Below are 16,992 nucleotides of genomic sequence, written 5' to 3' on the forward strand. Positions count from 1 at the left end.
AAGGATCCCGGCATGACAACGCACAAGCCCATCGGCCCCGTCGACGCAACAAAAGTCCCCCGGTATGCAGGCCTCGGCACCTTCGCCAGGCTTCCCCAAATCGACCGCGTGCCGGACTACGACATTGCGATCGTCGGCGTACCGTTCGACGGCGGAACCTCCTTCCGGCCCGGCGCCCGTTTCGGTCCTGCCGCAGTCCGCGAAGCCTCCCGGCTTCTGCGTCCCGGATACCACCCCGAACTGGATGTTGAGCCTGTCTACGAAGCCCAGGTTGTGGACGCCGGCGACATCGCCTGCACGCCTTACGACATCACACGGGCAGTCCGCGAAATTGAAGAGCAGGCACTGCCCCTGATCAGTGAGGACAAACGGCTCATCGCGATCGGTGGCGACCACACCATCGCCCTTCCGCTGCTGCGGGCACTGAACAAGGTACACGGCCCGGTGGCCCTGCTCCACTTCGACGCCCACTTGGACACGTGGGACACCTACTTCGACCAGCCGGTCACCCACGGAACCATCTTCCGGCGAGCATTCGAGGAAGGCCTCCTGGTGGAGGACCATTCCATGCACGTCGGCATCCGCGGGCCTGTCTACGACCGCAACGACTTCCTCCGCGACCACGAATTCGGTTTCCAGATCATCCGCTGCTCGGACCTTGACGTCATCGGCGTCCCGGCAGCCATCGCGCAGGTCAAGGAGCGGCTCGGCGACACCCCGGTCTACGTCTCCATCGACATCGACGTCCTGGACCCGGCCTACGCGCCGGGCACCGGCACCCCCGAAATGGGCGGGCTCCACTCCCGTGAACTCCTGGCGCTGCTCCGTGGACTGAACGGCATCAACATCGTGGGCGCCGACGTCGTGGAAGTCGCCCCGGCGTACGACCACGCTGATATCACCACCGTCGCCGCGGCCACCCTGGTCTTCGACCTTCTCGCGCTGATGGTGAACCGTGGCAAGGCCACCGCTGTTCGTGAACTGGCTTCGGCATCCCGGACCGCATCATGAGCACCGCGCCCACCAGTGAGGTTCCCCGACTGGAAGACAAGACCATCCAGCCCATCCCGGCGAACGAGCGCCACGGCAAAGCCCGGGACCTCTTCACCATCTGGTTCGGTTCCAACATCATGATCATGACCATCGTGACCGGCGGACTCGCCACCACGGTGTTCGGCCTCGGCTTTGTGCCCGCCCTCGTGGGCATCATCATCGGCAATGTTGTCGGCGGCATCTTCATGGCGCTGCATTCCGCCCAGGGCCCGCAACTGGGCGTGGCGCAGATGATCCAGACCCGCGGCCAATTCGGCTCCTTCGGGGCACTGTTGATCGTGGTCATCGTGGTGGTCATGTACGTCGGTTTCTTCGCCGCAAACCTGGTCTTCGGCGGCGAAGCGATGGCCGCGGTCAGCCCGGGCATCAGCGTCGACGCCGGCATCATCATCATCGGCGTCGTCAGCGTTATTGCCACGATTTTCGGATACCGGCTCATCCACGCCTACGCCCGCATCCTGAGCATCGCGGCCGGTTTGGCACTGCTGCTGGCCTTCGTCTGGATCCTGCTGGTCCACGGATTGCCGGCCAGTTTCCTGGACCAGGGCAACTTCAACTGGGTGGGCTTCATGGGCACCATCTCCGTCTCAGCCCTGTGGCAGCTGGCCTACGCCCCCTACGTCTCGGACTACTCCCGCTACATGCCCCAGGGCACCGGCTCGGCCCCGGCATTCTGGGCCTCCTACTCAGGCTGCGTCCTGGGCACCCTTTTCCCGATGATCCTCGGCGCACTGGTGGGCACGCTGGCCGTGACCATGAGCTCCGGCGACGTCGAAATTGTCGGCAGCCTGGGCGCCCTGCTCCAGCCCTGGACCCTGATCATCGTCGGAATCTTCTGCTTGGGGGTCGCGGCATCGAACGCTATGAACCTCTACTGCGGCGTCCTCTGCACCCTCACCATCGGCCAGACGTTCAAGCCGAACTGGTTGCCCCGCGCCAAGACCCGAAGCGTTGCGGCGATCATCCTCTTCGTTATCGCAGTGTCCATCGCCCTGTTTGCCCGCGACAATTTCATTCTCTTCTACACGAACTTCCTTTCCTTCCTGATGTACGTGCTGGTTCCCTGGACGGCCATCAACCTGGTGGACTACTACCTCCTCCGGCACGGCGACTACAAGGTAGAAGACTTCTTCAAGCGCGACGGTGGAGTGTACGGAAAGTTCAACTGGGTAGCGATCGGTTCCTACGTTGCCGGCGCCCTGATTCAGGTTCCCTTCTCCGCAACAGCGATCTACACGGGCCCACTCGCGGCAGCCATGGGCGGCGTGGATATCTCGTGGATCGTCGGCCTTGTGGTTGTTGCCCCCCTCTACTACTTCGCGGCCCGGGTTTTCCGGAAGAAATCGGACGCCGCCCCCTTTCAGACCTCCGCACTCGCAACTGAACTGATTTGACGCACCGCGGGCTAACGGCCCGCTCCCACCACGGGCCAACCGCCCGGTCCCTGAATACACTCCCGACGCCGCGACCGGCGCAGAAAGCAAAGGCGAAACATCATGACACTCACTGACACCGGACAGTTCACTGTCCGACGCTCCCCCGTAGATCACAGCCCGGCCGGCCTTTTGCCACCCAGCGGACACTTCATTGGCGGATCCTTTGTTCCAGGTTCCTCCACCGACCTCATCGACGTAGTAGACCCCACCACGGAGCAGGTCATCGCGTCCGTGCAGGCCGGCACAGCTGCAGACGTTGATATTGCTGTTGAAGCCGCAGTGGCGGCCCAGAAGTCCTGGGGCGCCACCACGCCAAAGGAACGCTCCGAGGTACTGAACCTGATCGCCAACATCATCGAAGCCAACCGAGAAGCCTTCGAAACCATCGAGTCAGCCAACACCGGAAAACCGCGAACCGTCGCGGAGGACGATGTCTCAAGCACTATTGATACTTTCCGTTTTATGGCCGGAGCATCCCGCACGCTGACGTCCATGGCCGGTGGTGACTACGCAACCGGGCACACTTCGGTTATCCTCCGGGAACCGGTGGGCGTCGTCGGCGTCATCACCCCGTGGAACTACCCGCTGCTGATGGCCGCTTGGAAGATCGCGCCCATCCTGGCTGCAGGAAACAGCATCGTCCTGAAGCCTTCCGAGCAGACGCCGCTGTCCACGCTGAAGCTCGCAGAACTCGTGGCCGGACGCATTCCCGATGGGATTCTCAACGTCGTGACGGGACAAGGCCGAACCGTCGGACAGCGGCTCGCCGAACATCCTGATGTTGCCCTCGTCGCCTTGACAGGGAGTGTCATCAGCGGACAGGCCGTTGCGGAGACCGCGTCCAAGTCGGTCAAACGCGTCCATCTGGAACTCGGCGGCAAGGCTCCGGTTGTTGTCTTTCCCGACGCCGACCTCCGCGCGGCCGCCGCTGGGGTACGAAATGCCGGCTTCTGGAATGCCGGTCAGGACTGTGGCGCTGCCTGCCGCGTCCTCGTGCACGAGTCAGTGGCTGAGGAGTTCACCGAGCACCTGGTGCGCGAAGTCAGCACGCTGGTCGTCGGGGCTCCAGAGGCAGGCGACGACGTGGAAATCGGTCCCATGATTTCGCGTCCGCACTTCGAACGCGTGCAGGAATCGCTGGCCGAGGCCAAAGCTGCTGGCCTGAACTTGGCCATCGGTGGTTCGGCCCTGGAAGGCCCGGGCTTCTTCATCGAGCCCACAGTGATCAGCCACGTTCCGGCCGGGGCACATATAGCAACCCACGAAATCTTTGGTCCCGTCGTCACGGTCGAGACCTTCAGTTCCACTGAAGAGGCCGTCACCCGGGCAAACGAGAGCCCCTACGGCCTGTCCGCCTCGGTATGGACCCGGGACTCAAACCTCTCGCTCAGGGTTCCAAAGCAGCTCGATTTCGGCACCGTCTGGGTCAATTCACACTTGGTGTTGGCTTGCGAGGTACCGTGGGGCGGATTCAAGGGATCCGGCTACGGTCGCGACCTCTCGCTCTACGCCTTGGACGATTACTCCCGGACCAAGCACGTCATGATCAATCACAGCGCATGAGCGTTCAGACCACCATCGGAGCTCAGCAATGACCACTACGAACCTTCCCAACAACGCGACTTCGGCGCACGCCGCAACCCCGTCCGCTCCCTTCGGGACGGACGTAACGTGGACCAACTGGGGCGGAAACCAGAGCGCCACGCCAGCTTTCACCGTGCGGCCGCGGACTGAACAGGAAGCGCTCGACGCCGTTCGGTTTGCCATCCGCGAAGGCCTCCCAGTGCGTGCCGTTGGCTCAGGACATTCGTCCTCGCCGCTGGTTCAGACGGGCGGCGTCCTGATGGACATGTCGTCACTCTCGGCCATCACGGGAACCGACCCTGCGCGGCGTCGCGCAAGGGCTCTGGCCGGCACCACCATCAGGGCCTTTGGCGATCCACTGTGGGAGAAGGGGCTGGCGCTGGGCAACCAGGGCGACATCGACAAGCAGCAGATCGCTGGAGCACTCTCAACCAGCACACACGGCTCCGGCAAGGACCTGGGCAGCTTTTCGTCAAGCCTTCGCTGGGTCAAGCTGATCAACGGCTACGGCGAAATCGTCGAAATCGGCGAAGGGCAGCTCCGCGAACTCAGGGCGGCCCAGGTCGCTCTGGGTACGCTCGGAGTTTTTCTGGAGGTCGAGCTGGCAGTCGAGGACCGCTATTACCTGCAGGAAGAGATTACGTATCCCACCTGGTCAGAGACCGCGGCAACATGGCAGAGCGACATCGATGCGAACAGGCACTACTCGTTCCTCTGGTGCCCGGAAGACAGTTCCTGCGAACTCCTGGACCTTCCCGGAGCGCCCGGCCAGAGCATGGCGAACCGCAGTTACACCAAGCGGTACAACATCGCCCAGGTCCAGGACGAGCGTGAGATTTCGCGCACAGAGGGCGCGCGGCTGGACCGGTCGTACCGCATCTACCCGGGCGGATTCACCACCCCGTTCCATGAACTCGAGTACTTCGTTCCCAGCGAGCACGGCCTGGCGGCTGTCGAGGCTGTCCAAGATCTGATCCGCACCAAGCATTCAGCTCAGAAGTACCCCGTTGAGGTCCGATGGGTGAAAGCCGATGAAGGTTACATGTCCCAGTTCCAGGGACGGGATACAACCGTGATCACCCTGACAACCGAGCCCGGAACTGACTACTGGCCGTTCTTCCGGGATGCTGATGCGCTGCTGCAGGAATTCGAGCCACGTGCGCACTGGGGAAAGATCCACTTCATGACCAGGAGCCGCTTGGAGCGTCTCTACCCGGAGCTTGACACCTTCATCCAGATACGCCGGGATTTCGACCCCCGCGGAATATTCCTTAACGACCACACCCGTGCCCTTGTAGGCTGAATCAGCAATCCCGGCGTATGCCCTTGAACTGGCGGCCGTCAGCTATTCTCGTCTGCCGGACCGCTGCCAGGGGTAGTTTGGTGGCATGACGGAAAGCTATCGGTACGCCGTGGAGGTCCTGCATCTGCTGGTGTCGCCGGCGCACGCCTATTTCGGCCGCGCCCGCGAGGGCGCCGCGGATGTCCCCACCACGGATGCCCAGCATGCGGAACTCGTGGCGGGCAAAGGTATCGTCGGCGACCGGTTCTTCGGCAAGGCCGCGCACATGGACGCCGCGGTCACTCTGTTCGCGATCGAGTCCCTTGAAGCCATCGCTGCGGAGCTGGGAACGGCACCGCTTGACCCGCTCCTGACCAGGCGCAACGTTGTGCTCCGCGGGGCCCACCTCGCTCCGTTGCTGGGACACGACTTTGCCCTGGAATCCCAAGGAGACCTGGTGCGGCTCACGGCCGGGCGGCCAGCCCACCCCTGCGTCTGGATGGATGAGATGCTCGCCCCGGGCGCCCACAAGGCAATGCGCGGGCGCGGCGGCGTGCGGTGCCGGGTAATTTTCGACGGCGTCCTGCACCGAGGGCCGGCCGTATTGGTCAGCCCCGTGCTGCTGGAGCCCGAACGGGCCGGCGAGGCCACGTTGTTGCGGGCGTCGCGGCTGCCCTAACTAAACGCCGCCTGATCCATCACGGGTGGGGCGGCAGCGTGTGGTTAGTCAGACGTGCTGATCCACCAGCACCGGGTTGCCGTCCGGATCCACAACGATAAAGCTCCCCGGCCCGGTTGTAGCTTCATCGGCCTCGGCAACGAATTCCGTGCCTGCGGCTTTGAGTTCCCGCTGGAGCTCGCGCACATCGGTGAAGGAATCCAGCGCTTCGGCGTTCTGGCTCCAGCCCGGGTTGAACGTCAGCATGTTCTTCTCGAACATCCCTTGGAAGAGGCCAATAACGGTCTCGCCGTTCTTGAGGATCAGCCAGTTCTGGGTGATGTCGCCGCCGAAACTCGTGAAGCCCAGTTTCTCGTAGAACGCAGCAGACTCCGCGATGTCCTTGACAGTGAGGCTGATCGAAAAAGCGCCGAGCTGCATGGGTAACTCCACTCTCAAAGGGCCGGGTGTTCCGATGATACCCACAGGCGCAAAGCGGACGACGGCGGGAGGTCCCGCCGTCGTCCGCTTGCGTTTTATCCCTGCTCCAGCCGTGCACCTCTGGACGTCCAGTCCCGCTGGTGCAGCCGTTCGATGCCGTCGAGGAGGAGGTCCAAGGCGAACTCAAACTCGAACTGGTCGTCGCAGCCGCTGCCGACTACCGAGCCGTCATCATGGCTGGCAGCAGTCGCCACTTGCAGGACGTTCGGGTAGCTGGCGGACATTTCCTGGAACATGGCGGCCTGGACTTCCGGTGCCACCGCAGCGGGAGCGTCGCCCTCTGAAGTGGCCGTGGAGTCGAACAGTTCCTGCGTGAAGCCCCACATCCGGCTTCCGATGGCATGCATCACGTGGTGGGTGAGGTCTACGGAGAAGCCTCCGGCGAAGAACATGCCGATGAACGAGTCTATGTAGCCAAGGACGGCGGGGGTCGGGTTGGTGCGGGTTTCCAAGACACGCCTTGCCCACTGGTGGCGCTGGAGCACCCGCCTCGCGGAGAGTACCCTCAGCCGCACAGCGCTCTTCCAGTCAGCACCGGCAGCGGGAGGGTCAATCTCACCGATGATCACGTCCACCATGCCGCCGAGGAGCTCCTCCTTGTTGGCCACGTGTTTGTACAGCGCCATGGGCACCACGTCGAGTTCCTGGGCGAGGCGGCGCATGCTCAGCGGGCCGATCCCCACCTCGTCGGCGAGGGAGACGGCCGCCTGCAGCACACGATCCCGGTTTAGCCGCGCCCGGCGTTCCACGGCAATCTGCTGTGCCACTGTTCCCTGCTTCCGACGGCGTAAACATCTTTCATTGACAAGTGTACTAAGTACACCTAGTGTCAGTCCCATCAGGAAGGTGTACGGCGTACACCTTATGGAAATCGAGGAGCCACACCATGAACCCCATCCAGCCGGCGGCCGCAACAGCCGCGGGAGCACGGACCATGAAAGCCGCGACCTACCGCCGGTTCGGCGGGCCGGACGTGGTCAGCATCGAGGAGATCCCCCAGCCATCAGCGCGCGCCGGAGAGGTGCTCATCAAAGTCACGGCCAGCACGGTCAGCGTCGCCGACCACCGCGTCCGCAGCCGCAATGTCCCCAAGGGACTCGTGGCATTGACGGCCCTGGCCATCGGCGTCTTCCGCCCGCGGACCCGGGTCCTCGGCATGGACGTGGCCGGCGTTGTGGAGTCCGTCGGCCAGGGCGTGACCGCTTTCCAGGCTGGCGACGAGGTCATTGCGATGCTCGGGGCAGGGTTCGGCGGCCACGCGGAGTACGTGTCCGTTCGGGCGGATGGACCCATCGCGGCCAAGCCGCGGAACATGGGCTTTGAGGAGGCCGTCACGCTGCTCTTCGGCGGGCTCACGGCGAAAACCTTCCTGGGTCTGGCGGCAGCCAAGGCCGGCGACACGGTTCTTATCAACGGCGCCTCGGGAGCGGTAGGAACGGCCGCCATCCAACTCGCCAAGCACCTCGGCGCCCACGTCACCGCCGTAAGCAGCGGCGCCAACAGGGAACTGGTGGAATCACTCGGCGCGGACGGCTTCATCGACTACACCGCGGCGGATTTCACCGCAGACGGCACAACGTACGACGTCGTGATGGACTGTGTGGGGAATGCCCCGTTCGCGAGGGTGCAAGGGAGCATCGCCCCGGGAGGTGCCTTGCTCCTGGTCATCGCCGACCTCAAAGGCATGCTCGGCGCGCGCGGACAGAGCCGCCGAAGCGGCAAGCTGGTCACTTTAGGCGGCCTGAACCTCACGTACACCGCTGACGACGTCGCGTACCTCGTGGGCCTCGCGGAGGAAGGCAAGTACCGGGCTGTCATCGACCGGACCTATAACCTCGCCGACGTCGTCGAGGCCCACCGCTTTGTGGACACTGGACGCAAGCGGGGCAACGTGGTCCTGCGCGTCCGTTAGCTTCAAGGACAGCGGCCAAACCAGTGAGGCGGCACAGCGTCAAGCGGACGACGGCGGGAGGTCCCGCCGTCGTCGTTGCTCAGTTCAGAAACCGCGCTTAGGACTTTTTTGCGGCCTTTGCCGGAGCCTTGGCGGGAGCCTTGGCCTTGGTCTCTTTCGGGCTGTCCGTCTCCTTGAGCTCCACCTCGGCGGTGGCCTGGATCAGGGCGAGCAGGTCAGGATCGAGTCCTGGCGAGAACTCCTCACGGCGTTCAGGCGAGATGGTCATCGGGAAGCCTTCGGGCGCAACGTCGGTGCTGAGCTCGGTGCCGTCATTGGAGGGCGAGGCACCACGGTAGAGCTTTCCGGCCTCGCTGAGGTTGTCGGCGCTGAACGTGTACTGGATGCTCTGCAGCCCCAGGTCCAGCAGCTTCTTGACCTCGGGGAACTGTTCGGCGTTGGTCTTGGGAATCGGCAGCACCTTGCCCCAGTTCACGCCCAGGCTTTCCAGCGCCTTGGCGAAGGCGTTCTCGTGAGCCTGGTCCCGGACAATGAGGTACGCGATGGTGGACCGCGCCGTTTTGTTTTCCGTCATCTCGTAAATCCGGCACTTTTGCAGCCGGCCCGTGGATTCCAGCATGAGGTTGTAGAGCAGGTCCAGGACCAGATTGCCGCTGTTGTAGACGTAGGATCCGCTCCAGGGATTGCCAGCGGCATCCACCGGCAACGCACCCTGCGCGCCCACCAGATAATGGTGGATGTTGCTGGTGTCCAAGGCTATTTTCAGGGGCGTGGCCCCCTTGGCGCCCGGCTCATCCACGGGGTCGGTTTTCTTGCCCTGGTACCGCGGAGATCCGTCCAAGAGCTGGGAGATGGTGGTGCCGATGAGCTCGACGTGGCTGATCTCCTCAGTGCCGACGCCCTGGAGCAGGTCCTTGTAGGGCTTGGAGGCAGGATCGCCGCGGAAGTTCATGCTCTGGAACAGATACTGCATCATGGTGCGCATCTCGCCGAACTGCCCGCCAAGACCCTCCTGCAGCGCATTGGCTGCAGCGGGGTCGGGCTCATCGGCGGCTATTTCGTTGATCAAAAGCTGTGTATGCAGGTACATGGGCTTCCTCACTTATTGAAATGACGACGGGCTGTTGTCTGCGGTCCGCGGCACTACCATAAGCGTGCTTAGTATAATTGGCAAGCATACTTATTATTTTGGGCATGGGTGAAGGCCAGTCTGCGGCAGCTCTGCGCTGCGGCGGTCAATCGTCGTCGTGGTCGACAGCGGCAACGTCCCCGCTATCCACCGGGCCCGCCTCTTCGGCCTCAGGCACCGCGTCGGGGTGCGGATCCTCTTTGTGGAGGGCTTTCTGGAGGTGCTGCTCCAATTTTTCCTCCGACTCCCGGCGGCGTTGGCCTACGGTCCGCATTTGTTGCGTTGTTGGAGCGGCGTGGGCGTGCTGGTGTGGGCCGTGATCGTGAGGACCATCAGCGCTTTTCTCACTCATACTGAAATCGTCCCACCGTGCGTCAGTGCCGGGAAGATGCGACTTCATGTGGAACCGAACGACGGCGGAGGTCCCGTCGTCGTCTGCTTGTCCCTGTCGCGCAGGGGGTTGCCGGGCTCGAAGATTGCTGGGCTTGAGGGTTGCGATCACCGACGGAGGAATCCGGGGGCAAGCTGGGGCCAGCACCGCTGAGGGCGCAGGGCACAGGGTGCAGGGTGCAGGGTGCAGGCACAGGGTGCAGGCACAGGGTGCAGGCGCACGCTGCATTTGGGCACCCGTCAGACGGTGGAGTGGAGGAACCGTTCCACGCCGTCCTCGCCCAGAGACAGGCCGGTGTGAACAAAATCCAGATCGCCGCGACCTTCACGCCGCATGGGGAGCCAGTGCCCGCTCCTGCGCGGATCCGATTTCGCTTCTGTGGGCCAGTGTGGTGGTTCCCAGTCCTGGTGTTCACTCTTGTAGTGCCGGCCAGCGGGCGATATCCAGCCAGGTGGTTCGGTCATGCTGGCTTCTGTGGGTTTCCAGGCGCTGGTGTGTCTCAAGCGGTGATGCTTGGGGCAGGGCTGACCCAAATTCGATACGCCGGTGGTTCCGCCCTTGTCCCAGGCAAGGAGATGATCTGCTTCGTTGTCCAGAGAATGGTTGGAGCATCCAGGGAAGGGGCACTTGCCGTCACGTAACCGGAGCCAGTTCCGCATGGCCTTGGTGAGACGGTAGTTGTCGCGGCCGATCTCCAGCGGCGCCCCGCCCCGCGGATCAACCAGGACCCGGTAGAACGAATCGGCCCCGTTCGCTACAAGGTCCCTGGCCATCGACGGCGGGATCGGACCGTAACCGTCAAGCATGGCCGTTTCCTCTGTGGCGCCGAGCAGGGAAAACACCGGCACCGTCACGAGGACGTGAGCCCGCGGTGGCGGAACCTGCCCGGGATCATGTTCTGCGGGGTTCCCGCCGCCGAGGACGGCGGCGGCGAAGACGTCCGCCCGGAGCTGTGTGAGGGTCAGGGGCTCGTCCGGGCCCTGCAGACCGCGGGCGATCGCAGTGGTCCGGTTCCAGATCCCGGCTGCCTGATCCGCGGGGAGGTAGGCCGAAAGCCAGGCCATCCCGTCCTGATCCGGGGTGTACTCGACCCGGCGATCGAGGACACCCTTTGCGTGCCGCTTCTCGATGCTTTCCGTGTGGTGGCGTTCGCGCCAGGTACGTGCCATGTGACGGAATCGGAACGCCGGCATTTCTCCTGCGGGACAACCGCGGACCGGGTTCGGGGCGTCAGGGTCCAGAAAGTGGGCTTCCAGAGCCGCGGCACCGGACGGGTCGAGGGTTGCGGCTTCATCCACCATGACCCGCGCGTGCTGCCACGAAATGACGCCACTCTGCAGAGCGGACAGGGTCAGCGGCAGAGAAGTCGTCAGCGTGTGGGACTGGTTCAGTAGCGCCCCCGCAGCCCGGTCGCCGATGGTCAGGACGCAGGCGACCTCGCTGGTCACCGCCATCTCCTGCGCTTGGGCCGATGTACCAGGCGAAGCCACAGCCTGGGCCGTGTCCGCATATTTCACTGCAGCCCGGGCCTTCAATCCCGCCAACCGCGCTTCCACACCCGCCGCGCCGGAAAGAATATCCAGGCACGTATCGCCCAGGGCGCGCAGCGGATCAGCCTCCGATGACGCTGCGGAACCAGACCCGCTTAGTTCGGAATCGAGCACAGAAACGGCGGCAATGATGTCCTCATATGCCTTCGCCACGGCTGCGTTTCCCATGTCTCTATCATCTAGTGAGGGTCTGACATTTAAGCGGAGCGGGATCTCGGGTAAGTGGCCTAACGGGAGCGGGTCCTTGGACTGAGTCACCCCGTGTCGGGCTTGGCCAGCGATTCCAAACTGGGTGGCGGATCATCAGCGACGGCTCCCATCCCAAGGGTCCGGAAGGCTTCGCCAGCCGCGACTTCGATGTCGCGCATCGTCGGGAGGTCTTCGGATCTTGCTGCCCTGATCATCGGCCCAGTGGCTTCTTAAAGAAAGTGGCAGCGTCCTCATACGCCAGCGAACGATAGAAATCGCCCGCCCGCCGGCCTGCTAACGAAACATAGGCAGCGCCCTGGGACTCCGCCCATGTCTCGACTTCATTCATCAGTGCCTGTCCCACACCTTGTCGGCGTGCTCGCTCGGCGACCATAACCTCCTCGACTCCGGCGACCGGACCGTTCGCAAGGAACGTGGCGCGGCAATGGGCCAAGAGATAACCGACGACAGATCCGGAACCCTGTTCGGCCACGCGAAGGAGTGTGCGGGGCTCCTCCACTAGCGCACGGAACGTATGCTCAAAAGCTTCCCGCTCTGGCCGGAACGTCGGCGCGAAATCCTGAACCAGACGCCAAACGCCGTCCGCATCGCTAATGGCGGCGAGTCTGATGGTCATGCCGAGGTTGAGCATTTGGCCACACTACCTGCAAGGCTGTTCAGCATGACGATCACCTTTGAATGGCGCGGAGCAGCGACGAACGAAGAAATCAGCGAGCTGCACGCGGAAGGCTTCGACCATGCCGACAATGACAACGACTGGACTGACCGGCTCTCGCGCTTCAGCCTGGGGTGGGTCACAGCGCGCGACGAGCAGGGACTCGTAGGCTTCGTCAACGTGATCTGGGACGGTCAAACGCACGCGTTCATCGAAGACACTTTGGTGGCGCATCGTGCCCGCCGGCAAGGAATCGGGACGAGGCTGCTCGCCGTCGCCACCGAGAAGTCCAAGGAAGCGGGCTGCGAGTGGCTTCATGTTGACTTCGATGATCATCTGAAGAGTTTCTACTTCGACGCATGCGGTTTCCGCCCCACCAATGCTGGACTAATCCAACTGCGCTAACCGCTGACCCAGATCCCCGACCGGCTGCCGGCGGGCGACACGTGAAAGTATTCAGGTATGACTACCGATAATGATTCTGCCAACACTCCGGCACCAATGGACTCACCCGGCACCGACGCCTCGACTGAAGGCAGCCGCGGCTGGGACCACATAGGCGCCATCATTGTCGATGCCACGCTCCAGCGCCGGCAGAACTACAACGAAACCGTCAAACCTCGCGTCGAAGCCCTGGTCGCGGAATGGCCGGATGCCGCCACGAATAGCGGGTTCCGCCAGCACCTCGATACGGGGAAGCTCTCGGAGGTCATCGACTGGCCGTCGCCTGGCCGCCTGGCCCAGGTAGAGGACATCACGCAAGTGTTCGAGCGGGAGGGCATCGAAACTGTAGCGGAACTCCGCGGCGCGCTCAGTGACCAGGCCACGGGTGGCGCCCTTCGGGAAGCCCTGGCGGAGGTGCGGCACGTCAGTCCCAAAACGCTGGATTACATTGGCACGCTGAGCGGGATCTCGACACCTCAACCCGAGTAGAGTCCGCCTGCACATCCCGGCGAACTGAAGCCTGCAAACGCGAGGAACACCTTGGTTGACAAGCGGTTGACTCGATTCCATTGCGTTCTGACATTCCTGCGCTACGGTGAGCAGCACCATCAGTTTTTCAAGGGGGAAAAATGGAGTTTGCAGAAAAGCTCTCGGCTTTGGCAGCAAAGGTGCGCCAGCAGCGAGGAGTAATCCAGACCGAAGAGGCAACAAAGAATGCGTTTGTGATGCCCTTCATTTCAACGATTCTTGGCTACGACGTCTTTAATCCAATGGAAGTCGTGCCGGAGTTCATCGCCGATGTCGGCCTGAAAAAGGGCGAGAAGATTGACTACGCGATCGTCAAGGACGGCGAAGTCCAGATCCTCATCGAGTGCAAGAAGTCCACGGAGCCGGTGAAAATCGAGCACGCGTCTCAGCTCTTCCGCTACTTCGCCGTGACGAACGCGCGCATCGCGATCCTCACCAATGGCGAGGTGTACCAGTTCTTCACGGACCTCGATGCTCCGAACCGGATGGATGCGAAGCCGTTTTTGGTCCTGGACCTCACGGACATCGATGAGTCCTTGATCCCGGAGCTGCAGAAGCTGTCCAAGGACGTCTTCGACCTCGATTCGATCATCAATGCCGCCGGGGAACTGAAGTACATCGGCGAGTTGAAACGGACCCTGGCGGCGCAGTTCAAGGAACCGGAGGACGAATGGATCAAGTTCCTCACGGGCCGCGTCTATCCCGGCGCGTACACGCAGAAGGTGCGTGAGCAGTTCACGGCGCTGGTGACCAAAGCTTCCAAGCAGTTCCTCAACGACCAAGTGAACGAGCGTCTGAAGAAAGCCCTCGGAGCCCCTGGCTTCCCGCAGACTGAGGACGCCGCCGCAAGCGTCACGAGCGCGCCCGTAGCCGAAGCCGACCTGGCGGATGCTGAAGCCCTGGAGACGACCCTCGAGGAGATCGAGGGTTACCAGATCGTCCGCGCCATAGTCTGCAGCGAGGTCAAGCCCGCCCGCGTGGTCCAGCGCGATGCCAAGTCCTACTTCGCCGTGCTGCTGGACGATAACAACCGCAAACCGATCGCTCGCCTGCACTTCAACCGGACGCAGAAATACATCGGGATCTTCGACGACAACAAGGAAGAAACCCGCGTCCCTATTTCCTCACTCGAGGAGATCTACGAGCACACCGAAGCCCTACGCGCCAGCGTGAAGAGCTACCTGAGCGCATCGCCCTCCATCAACTGAGCGGTAACGCGCGGCTTAATTAAAAAACAGGACAAGCGGACGACGGCGGGACCTCCCGCCGTCGTCCGCTTGGTGGTTGAGATGGTCGAAACCTGCCGCTCGCCTACGCCGCGGCGGAGGCAGGAACCTTCAGCGGCTCCACCTTGCCCAGGACGAACAGGTAGTTCGCCGCACCCGCCAGCGAGACCAGTCCGATGACCGCGAGCGGCGCCACGTAGGATCCGGTCTGGTCCACCAGGACACCGATCAGGACCGGGGTAAAGATGCCGGCCAGGTTGGAGGCGAAGTTCTGGAGCCCACCGATGGATCCGACGTGGCGGGAGCTCGGGGCAACGTCCGCAGGCAGTGACCAGATGCCGGTAGCGGCGACGGTGAGGCTGGAGTAGGCCACCGACAGCAGGGCAAGTGCCATCCATGCCTCCGGAACAACGGCGGCGAACATGATGACGGAGCCGCCGATCAGGCCGCCGGCGATGGCGGTCTTGCGGACCCGTGTCAGCGCGACGCCGCGCTGGACGGCCTTGTCCGCAACGTAGCCGGCCAGCCAGCCGAACCCCACCGCGCAGATGCCGGGGATGGCACCGAACATGCCGAGTTTGAGCAGGTCGAACCCGCGTTCCTTCACGAGGTAGCTCGGGAAGAAGGTGATGAAGAAATAGATGGCGCTGTTCAGGCAGAAGAAGCCGAACATCATGCTGAGGATGGTGCGGTACTTGAAGAGTGAGCGCCAGGGAAGCTTCGCTGCGTCGGCGTCGTCGTTTGCTGCGCTGCGGGCACCGCCCTCCCGGATGTAGGCCCGCTCCTCATCATTGGCCGTGGGGTGGTCCTCGGGGCTGCGGTACATCTTCCACCACACGACGGCCCAGATAATTCCGGCCACGCCAATGATGATGAAGACCGCATGCCAGGACGTGAAGGCGACGATCAGCGTGACGATTGGCAGCGCGATGACCGCACCCACACGGGAGCCTGAGTCCCAGATGCTGGTGGCGAAGGCCCGTTCGCGGACCGGGAACCAGGTGGCCACCACCTTGGCGGCGGTGCTGGGGGCCGGGCTTTCACCGACACCGAGCAGGAACCGCGTGGCGAACAGCGACCAGAAATTCTGCGCGAAGGCGGTGAGCATCGTGAAGAGGGACCACCAAACCGCTGCCAGGGTGAAGGATTTTCGGGGCCCAACCTTGTCCACGTACCACCCGGCGGCCAGCTGGCAGAAGTCATACGCCCAGAAGAAGGCGGCGAAAATGAGACCCTGTTGGGTGGCCGAGAGCTCAAAATCCTCACCCATGAAGGGCAGTGCCACGCTGAGGCTGGAGCGGTCAAGGTAGTTGATGCTGAGCCCGACAAACGCGAGCCAGATGATCACCCAGCGCTTGCGGGTCATGGTGCGGGAAATCTGAGGGGAAGAGCTGGGGGCGAGCCTGCTGCCTTGGACAGTCATACTGTCTCCTTTGACGTATACGTGGCTTCGGATGCCTGGGCACCAGGGGACGACGCCGAGGATCTCGGCGCCAAATCATGTAGGAATCGAACTAATCATATAGTGAATGTGATCCAGGACAAGTCCCCGGCAGGAATCACCCAGCAACCAACCCCGCCCGGCCGACGAATATGATGCTTGAAGCGACTCCACCAACCAGCACAAAGAGGTAACCGCGTGCCCCCACGTCAATCATCCGATGCAACCAAAGGCAAGGCCGCCGTCAGCGACGTCTACGCCTCCATGCGGGCCTCCATCCTCAAGGGCGAAATTGCACCCGGCGCTCGGATCAATATTGATGCGGTTTCCCGCAGCCTGGGCGTCTCACAGACACCGGTCCGCGAAGTTCTTCAGCGGCTCGAGGGTGACAACCTGGTGGTCTACAGCCCCGGCCGAGGATACAGCACCACACCGCTGCTGGACCTACCCGCGCTGCGGTCGCTCTTTGAGTTCCGGCTGCTGGTGGAGCCGTGGGCCGCGCGCTCCGCGGCCGTGGACCGCCTCGCCAACCCCGCCGCGGCCCTGGAGAAGGAACTGTCCGCCGTTCGCGCTTCACTGCAGACCGGCGTCGACTCGCGGCAGGAGTTGGTGGCCCATGACACGCGCTTCCATGACACCATCCTCCTGTCAGCAGGGAACCCCGTAGTGCAGCACGCCTTCGCCCAGACCCACTGCCACCTGCACACTTTCCGCCTCTACCCGGCAGACATCGACGGCGCCATCACCATCGCCGAGCATGCCACCGTGAGGGAGGCCATTGCCGCCTGCCTGCCAGACCGCGCCGAGGAGGCCATGGCCGAGCACATCAGGAATTCCTTCGCCCGGTTCGCCCAGGCCTTCGAAGGCAAGGCGGACCTCTCGCCACTGCAGAGCGACGGGCCCCCAAGAAGGCATATCGTCACCTGAAATCGAAGCCCCGTCCTGCTGGCCGGGGCTTCTTTTTTCTCCGGCACTTGATCTGAGGAACCGTT

The 16,992-nt window shown here is 63.2% G+C and carries 17 protein-coding genes; 10 read left to right on the plus strand and 7 right to left on the minus strand.

Annotation, left to right across the window (positions count from 1 at the left end; all coding sequences use genetic code 11):
* Positions 1-12: 12 nt before the first annotated feature.
* The 5 genes from speB (at position 13) to ACZY0Q_RS19365 (ending at position 6,034) form a co-directional block, all read left to right on the plus strand.
* Positions 13-1,011 carry an agmatinase gene (gene speB / locus ACZY0Q_RS19345; RefSeq protein WP_463919266.1) on the plus strand — a complete coding sequence of 333 codons (999 nt, stop codon included), beginning with the start codon at positions 13-15 and terminating at the stop codon, positions 1,009-1,011.
* Positions 1,008-2,447, plus strand: a complete 1,440-nt coding sequence (locus ACZY0Q_RS19350; protein ID WP_463919267.1) for a purine-cytosine permease family protein — start codon at positions 1,008-1,010, stop codon at positions 2,445-2,447. The genes speB and ACZY0Q_RS19350 overlap by 4 nt, the downstream gene beginning before the upstream one ends.
* Before the next feature lie 102 nt (positions 2,448-2,549).
* Entirely contained in the window at positions 2,550-4,052 is a 1,503-nt protein-coding gene (locus ACZY0Q_RS19355) for an aminobutyraldehyde dehydrogenase (protein ID WP_463919268.1), read from the plus strand.
* Positions 4,053-4,080: 28 nt separating this feature from the next.
* Entirely contained in the window at positions 4,081-5,376 is a 1,296-nt protein-coding gene (locus tag ACZY0Q_RS19360; RefSeq protein WP_463919269.1) for a D-arabinono-1,4-lactone oxidase, read from the plus strand.
* Between the two features lie 85 nt (positions 5,377-5,461).
* The gene (locus ACZY0Q_RS19365) at positions 5,462-6,034 is read left to right on the plus strand and encodes an MOSC domain-containing protein (protein ID WP_463919271.1); all 573 of its coding nucleotides are present in this window, start codon (positions 5,462-5,464) and stop codon (positions 6,032-6,034) included.
* 48 nt (positions 6,035-6,082) lie between these two features.
* Here the strand turns inward: ACZY0Q_RS19365 and ACZY0Q_RS19370 are convergent, their stop codons facing one another.
* Positions 6,083-6,454, minus strand: coding sequence for a VOC family protein (locus ACZY0Q_RS19370; RefSeq protein ID WP_463919272.1), 372 nt, complete (start codon positions 6,452-6,454; stop codon positions 6,083-6,085).
* 95 nt (positions 6,455-6,549) lie between these two features.
* Positions 6,550-7,281, minus strand: a complete 732-nt coding sequence (locus ACZY0Q_RS19375; RefSeq protein WP_463919274.1) for a TetR/AcrR family transcriptional regulator C-terminal domain-containing protein — start codon at positions 7,279-7,281, stop codon at positions 6,550-6,552.
* Positions 7,282-7,400: 119 nt separating this feature from the next.
* On the opposite strand from ACZY0Q_RS19375, the gene ACZY0Q_RS19380 reads away from it, so the two are divergent.
* Positions 7,401-8,426, plus strand: a complete 1,026-nt coding sequence (locus ACZY0Q_RS19380) for an NAD(P)-dependent alcohol dehydrogenase (RefSeq protein ID WP_463919276.1) — start codon at positions 7,401-7,403, stop codon at positions 8,424-8,426.
* Positions 8,427-8,523: 97 nt separating this feature from the next.
* Here the strand turns inward: ACZY0Q_RS19380 and ACZY0Q_RS19385 are convergent, their stop codons facing one another.
* From ACZY0Q_RS19385 to ACZY0Q_RS19400, 4 genes are all read right to left on the minus strand, one after another.
* On the minus strand, positions 8,524-9,516 hold the full coding sequence (locus ACZY0Q_RS19385; protein WP_463919278.1) for a manganese catalase family protein: 993 nt from the start codon (positions 9,514-9,516) through the stop codon (positions 8,524-8,526).
* Positions 9,517-9,661: 145 nt separating this feature from the next.
* Positions 9,662-9,829, minus strand: coding sequence for a hypothetical protein (locus ACZY0Q_RS19390; protein ID WP_463919279.1), 168 nt, complete (start codon positions 9,827-9,829; stop codon positions 9,662-9,664).
* A 356-nt stretch (positions 9,830-10,185) separates the two neighbouring features.
* Positions 10,186-11,664, minus strand: coding sequence for an HNH endonuclease signature motif containing protein (locus ACZY0Q_RS19395; RefSeq protein WP_463919281.1), 1,479 nt, complete (start codon positions 11,662-11,664; stop codon positions 10,186-10,188).
* Between the two features lie 232 nt (positions 11,665-11,896).
* The gene (locus ACZY0Q_RS19400; RefSeq protein ID WP_463919283.1) at positions 11,897-12,337 is read right to left on the minus strand and encodes a GNAT family N-acetyltransferase; all 441 of its coding nucleotides are present in this window, start codon (positions 12,335-12,337) and stop codon (positions 11,897-11,899) included.
* A 30-nt stretch (positions 12,338-12,367) separates the two neighbouring features.
* Between ACZY0Q_RS19400 and ACZY0Q_RS19405 the strand changes: the two genes are divergently transcribed.
* The 3 genes from ACZY0Q_RS19405 (at position 12,368) to ACZY0Q_RS19415 (ending at position 14,541) form a co-directional block, all read left to right on the plus strand.
* The gene (locus ACZY0Q_RS19405; RefSeq protein ID WP_463919285.1) at positions 12,368-12,766 is read left to right on the plus strand and encodes a GNAT family N-acetyltransferase; all 399 of its coding nucleotides are present in this window, start codon (positions 12,368-12,370) and stop codon (positions 12,764-12,766) included.
* 57 nt (positions 12,767-12,823) lie between these two features.
* The gene (locus ACZY0Q_RS19410) at positions 12,824-13,294 is read left to right on the plus strand and encodes a hypothetical protein (protein ID WP_463919287.1); all 471 of its coding nucleotides are present in this window, start codon (positions 12,824-12,826) and stop codon (positions 13,292-13,294) included.
* 140 nt (positions 13,295-13,434) lie between these two features.
* Entirely contained in the window at positions 13,435-14,541 is a 1,107-nt protein-coding gene (locus tag ACZY0Q_RS19415; RefSeq protein WP_463919288.1) for a type I restriction endonuclease, read from the plus strand.
* Between the two features lie 103 nt (positions 14,542-14,644).
* On the opposite strand, the gene ACZY0Q_RS19420 is transcribed toward ACZY0Q_RS19415, so the two are convergent.
* Positions 14,645-15,982, minus strand: a complete 1,338-nt coding sequence (locus ACZY0Q_RS19420; RefSeq protein WP_463919290.1) for an MFS transporter — start codon at positions 15,980-15,982, stop codon at positions 14,645-14,647.
* A 216-nt stretch (positions 15,983-16,198) separates the two neighbouring features.
* On the opposite strand from ACZY0Q_RS19420, the gene ACZY0Q_RS19425 reads away from it, so the two are divergent.
* Entirely contained in the window at positions 16,199-16,927 is a 729-nt protein-coding gene (locus tag ACZY0Q_RS19425; protein ID WP_463919292.1) for a GntR family transcriptional regulator, read from the plus strand.
* The last annotated feature ends 65 nt before the right edge of the window (positions 16,928-16,992 follow it).

This window comes from Pseudarthrobacter lactosi (assembly GCF_055412785.1).

What these genes read in the sequence shown, in the direction of transcription:
- speB (WP_463919266.1), top strand. Translation starts at nt 13, where the DNA reads ATGACAACGCACAAGCCCATCGGCCCCGTCGACGCAACAAAAGTCCCC.
- ACZY0Q_RS19350 (WP_463919267.1), top strand. Translation starts at nt 1,008, where the DNA reads ATGAGCACCGCGCCCACCAGTGAGGTTCCCCGACTGGAAGACAAGACC.
- ACZY0Q_RS19355 (WP_463919268.1), top strand. Translation starts at nt 2,550, where the DNA reads ATGACACTCACTGACACCGGACAGTTCACTGTCCGACGCTCCCCCGTA.
- ACZY0Q_RS19360 (WP_463919269.1), top strand. Translation starts at nt 4,081, where the DNA reads ATGACCACTACGAACCTTCCCAACAACGCGACTTCGGCGCACGCCGCA.
- ACZY0Q_RS19365 (WP_463919271.1), top strand. Translation starts at nt 5,462, where the DNA reads ATGACGGAAAGCTATCGGTACGCCGTGGAGGTCCTGCATCTGCTGGTG.
- ACZY0Q_RS19370 (WP_463919272.1), bottom strand. Translation starts at nt 6,454, where the DNA reads ATGCAGCTCGGCGCTTTTTCGATCAGCCTCACTGTCAAGGACATCGCG.
- ACZY0Q_RS19380 (WP_463919276.1), top strand. Translation starts at nt 7,401, where the DNA reads ATGAACCCCATCCAGCCGGCGGCCGCAACAGCCGCGGGAGCACGGACC.
- ACZY0Q_RS19385 (WP_463919278.1), bottom strand. Translation starts at nt 9,516, where the DNA reads ATGTACCTGCATACACAGCTTTTGATCAACGAAATAGCCGCCGATGAG.
- ACZY0Q_RS19390 (WP_463919279.1), bottom strand. Translation starts at nt 9,829, where the DNA reads ATGCGGACCGTAGGCCAACGCCGCCGGGAGTCGGAGGAAAAATTGGAG.
- ACZY0Q_RS19395 (WP_463919281.1), bottom strand. Translation starts at nt 11,664, where the DNA reads ATGGGAAACGCAGCCGTGGCGAAGGCATATGAGGACATCATTGCCGCC.
- ACZY0Q_RS19400 (WP_463919283.1), bottom strand. Translation starts at nt 12,337, where the DNA reads ATGCTCAACCTCGGCATGACCATCAGACTCGCCGCCATTAGCGATGCG.
- ACZY0Q_RS19405 (WP_463919285.1), top strand. Translation starts at nt 12,368, where the DNA reads ATGACGATCACCTTTGAATGGCGCGGAGCAGCGACGAACGAAGAAATC.
- ACZY0Q_RS19410 (WP_463919287.1), top strand. Translation starts at nt 12,824, where the DNA reads ATGACTACCGATAATGATTCTGCCAACACTCCGGCACCAATGGACTCA.
- ACZY0Q_RS19415 (WP_463919288.1), top strand. Translation starts at nt 13,435, where the DNA reads ATGGAGTTTGCAGAAAAGCTCTCGGCTTTGGCAGCAAAGGTGCGCCAG.
- ACZY0Q_RS19420 (WP_463919290.1), bottom strand. Translation starts at nt 15,982, where the DNA reads ATGACTGTCCAAGGCAGCAGGCTCGCCCCCAGCTCTTCCCCTCAGATT.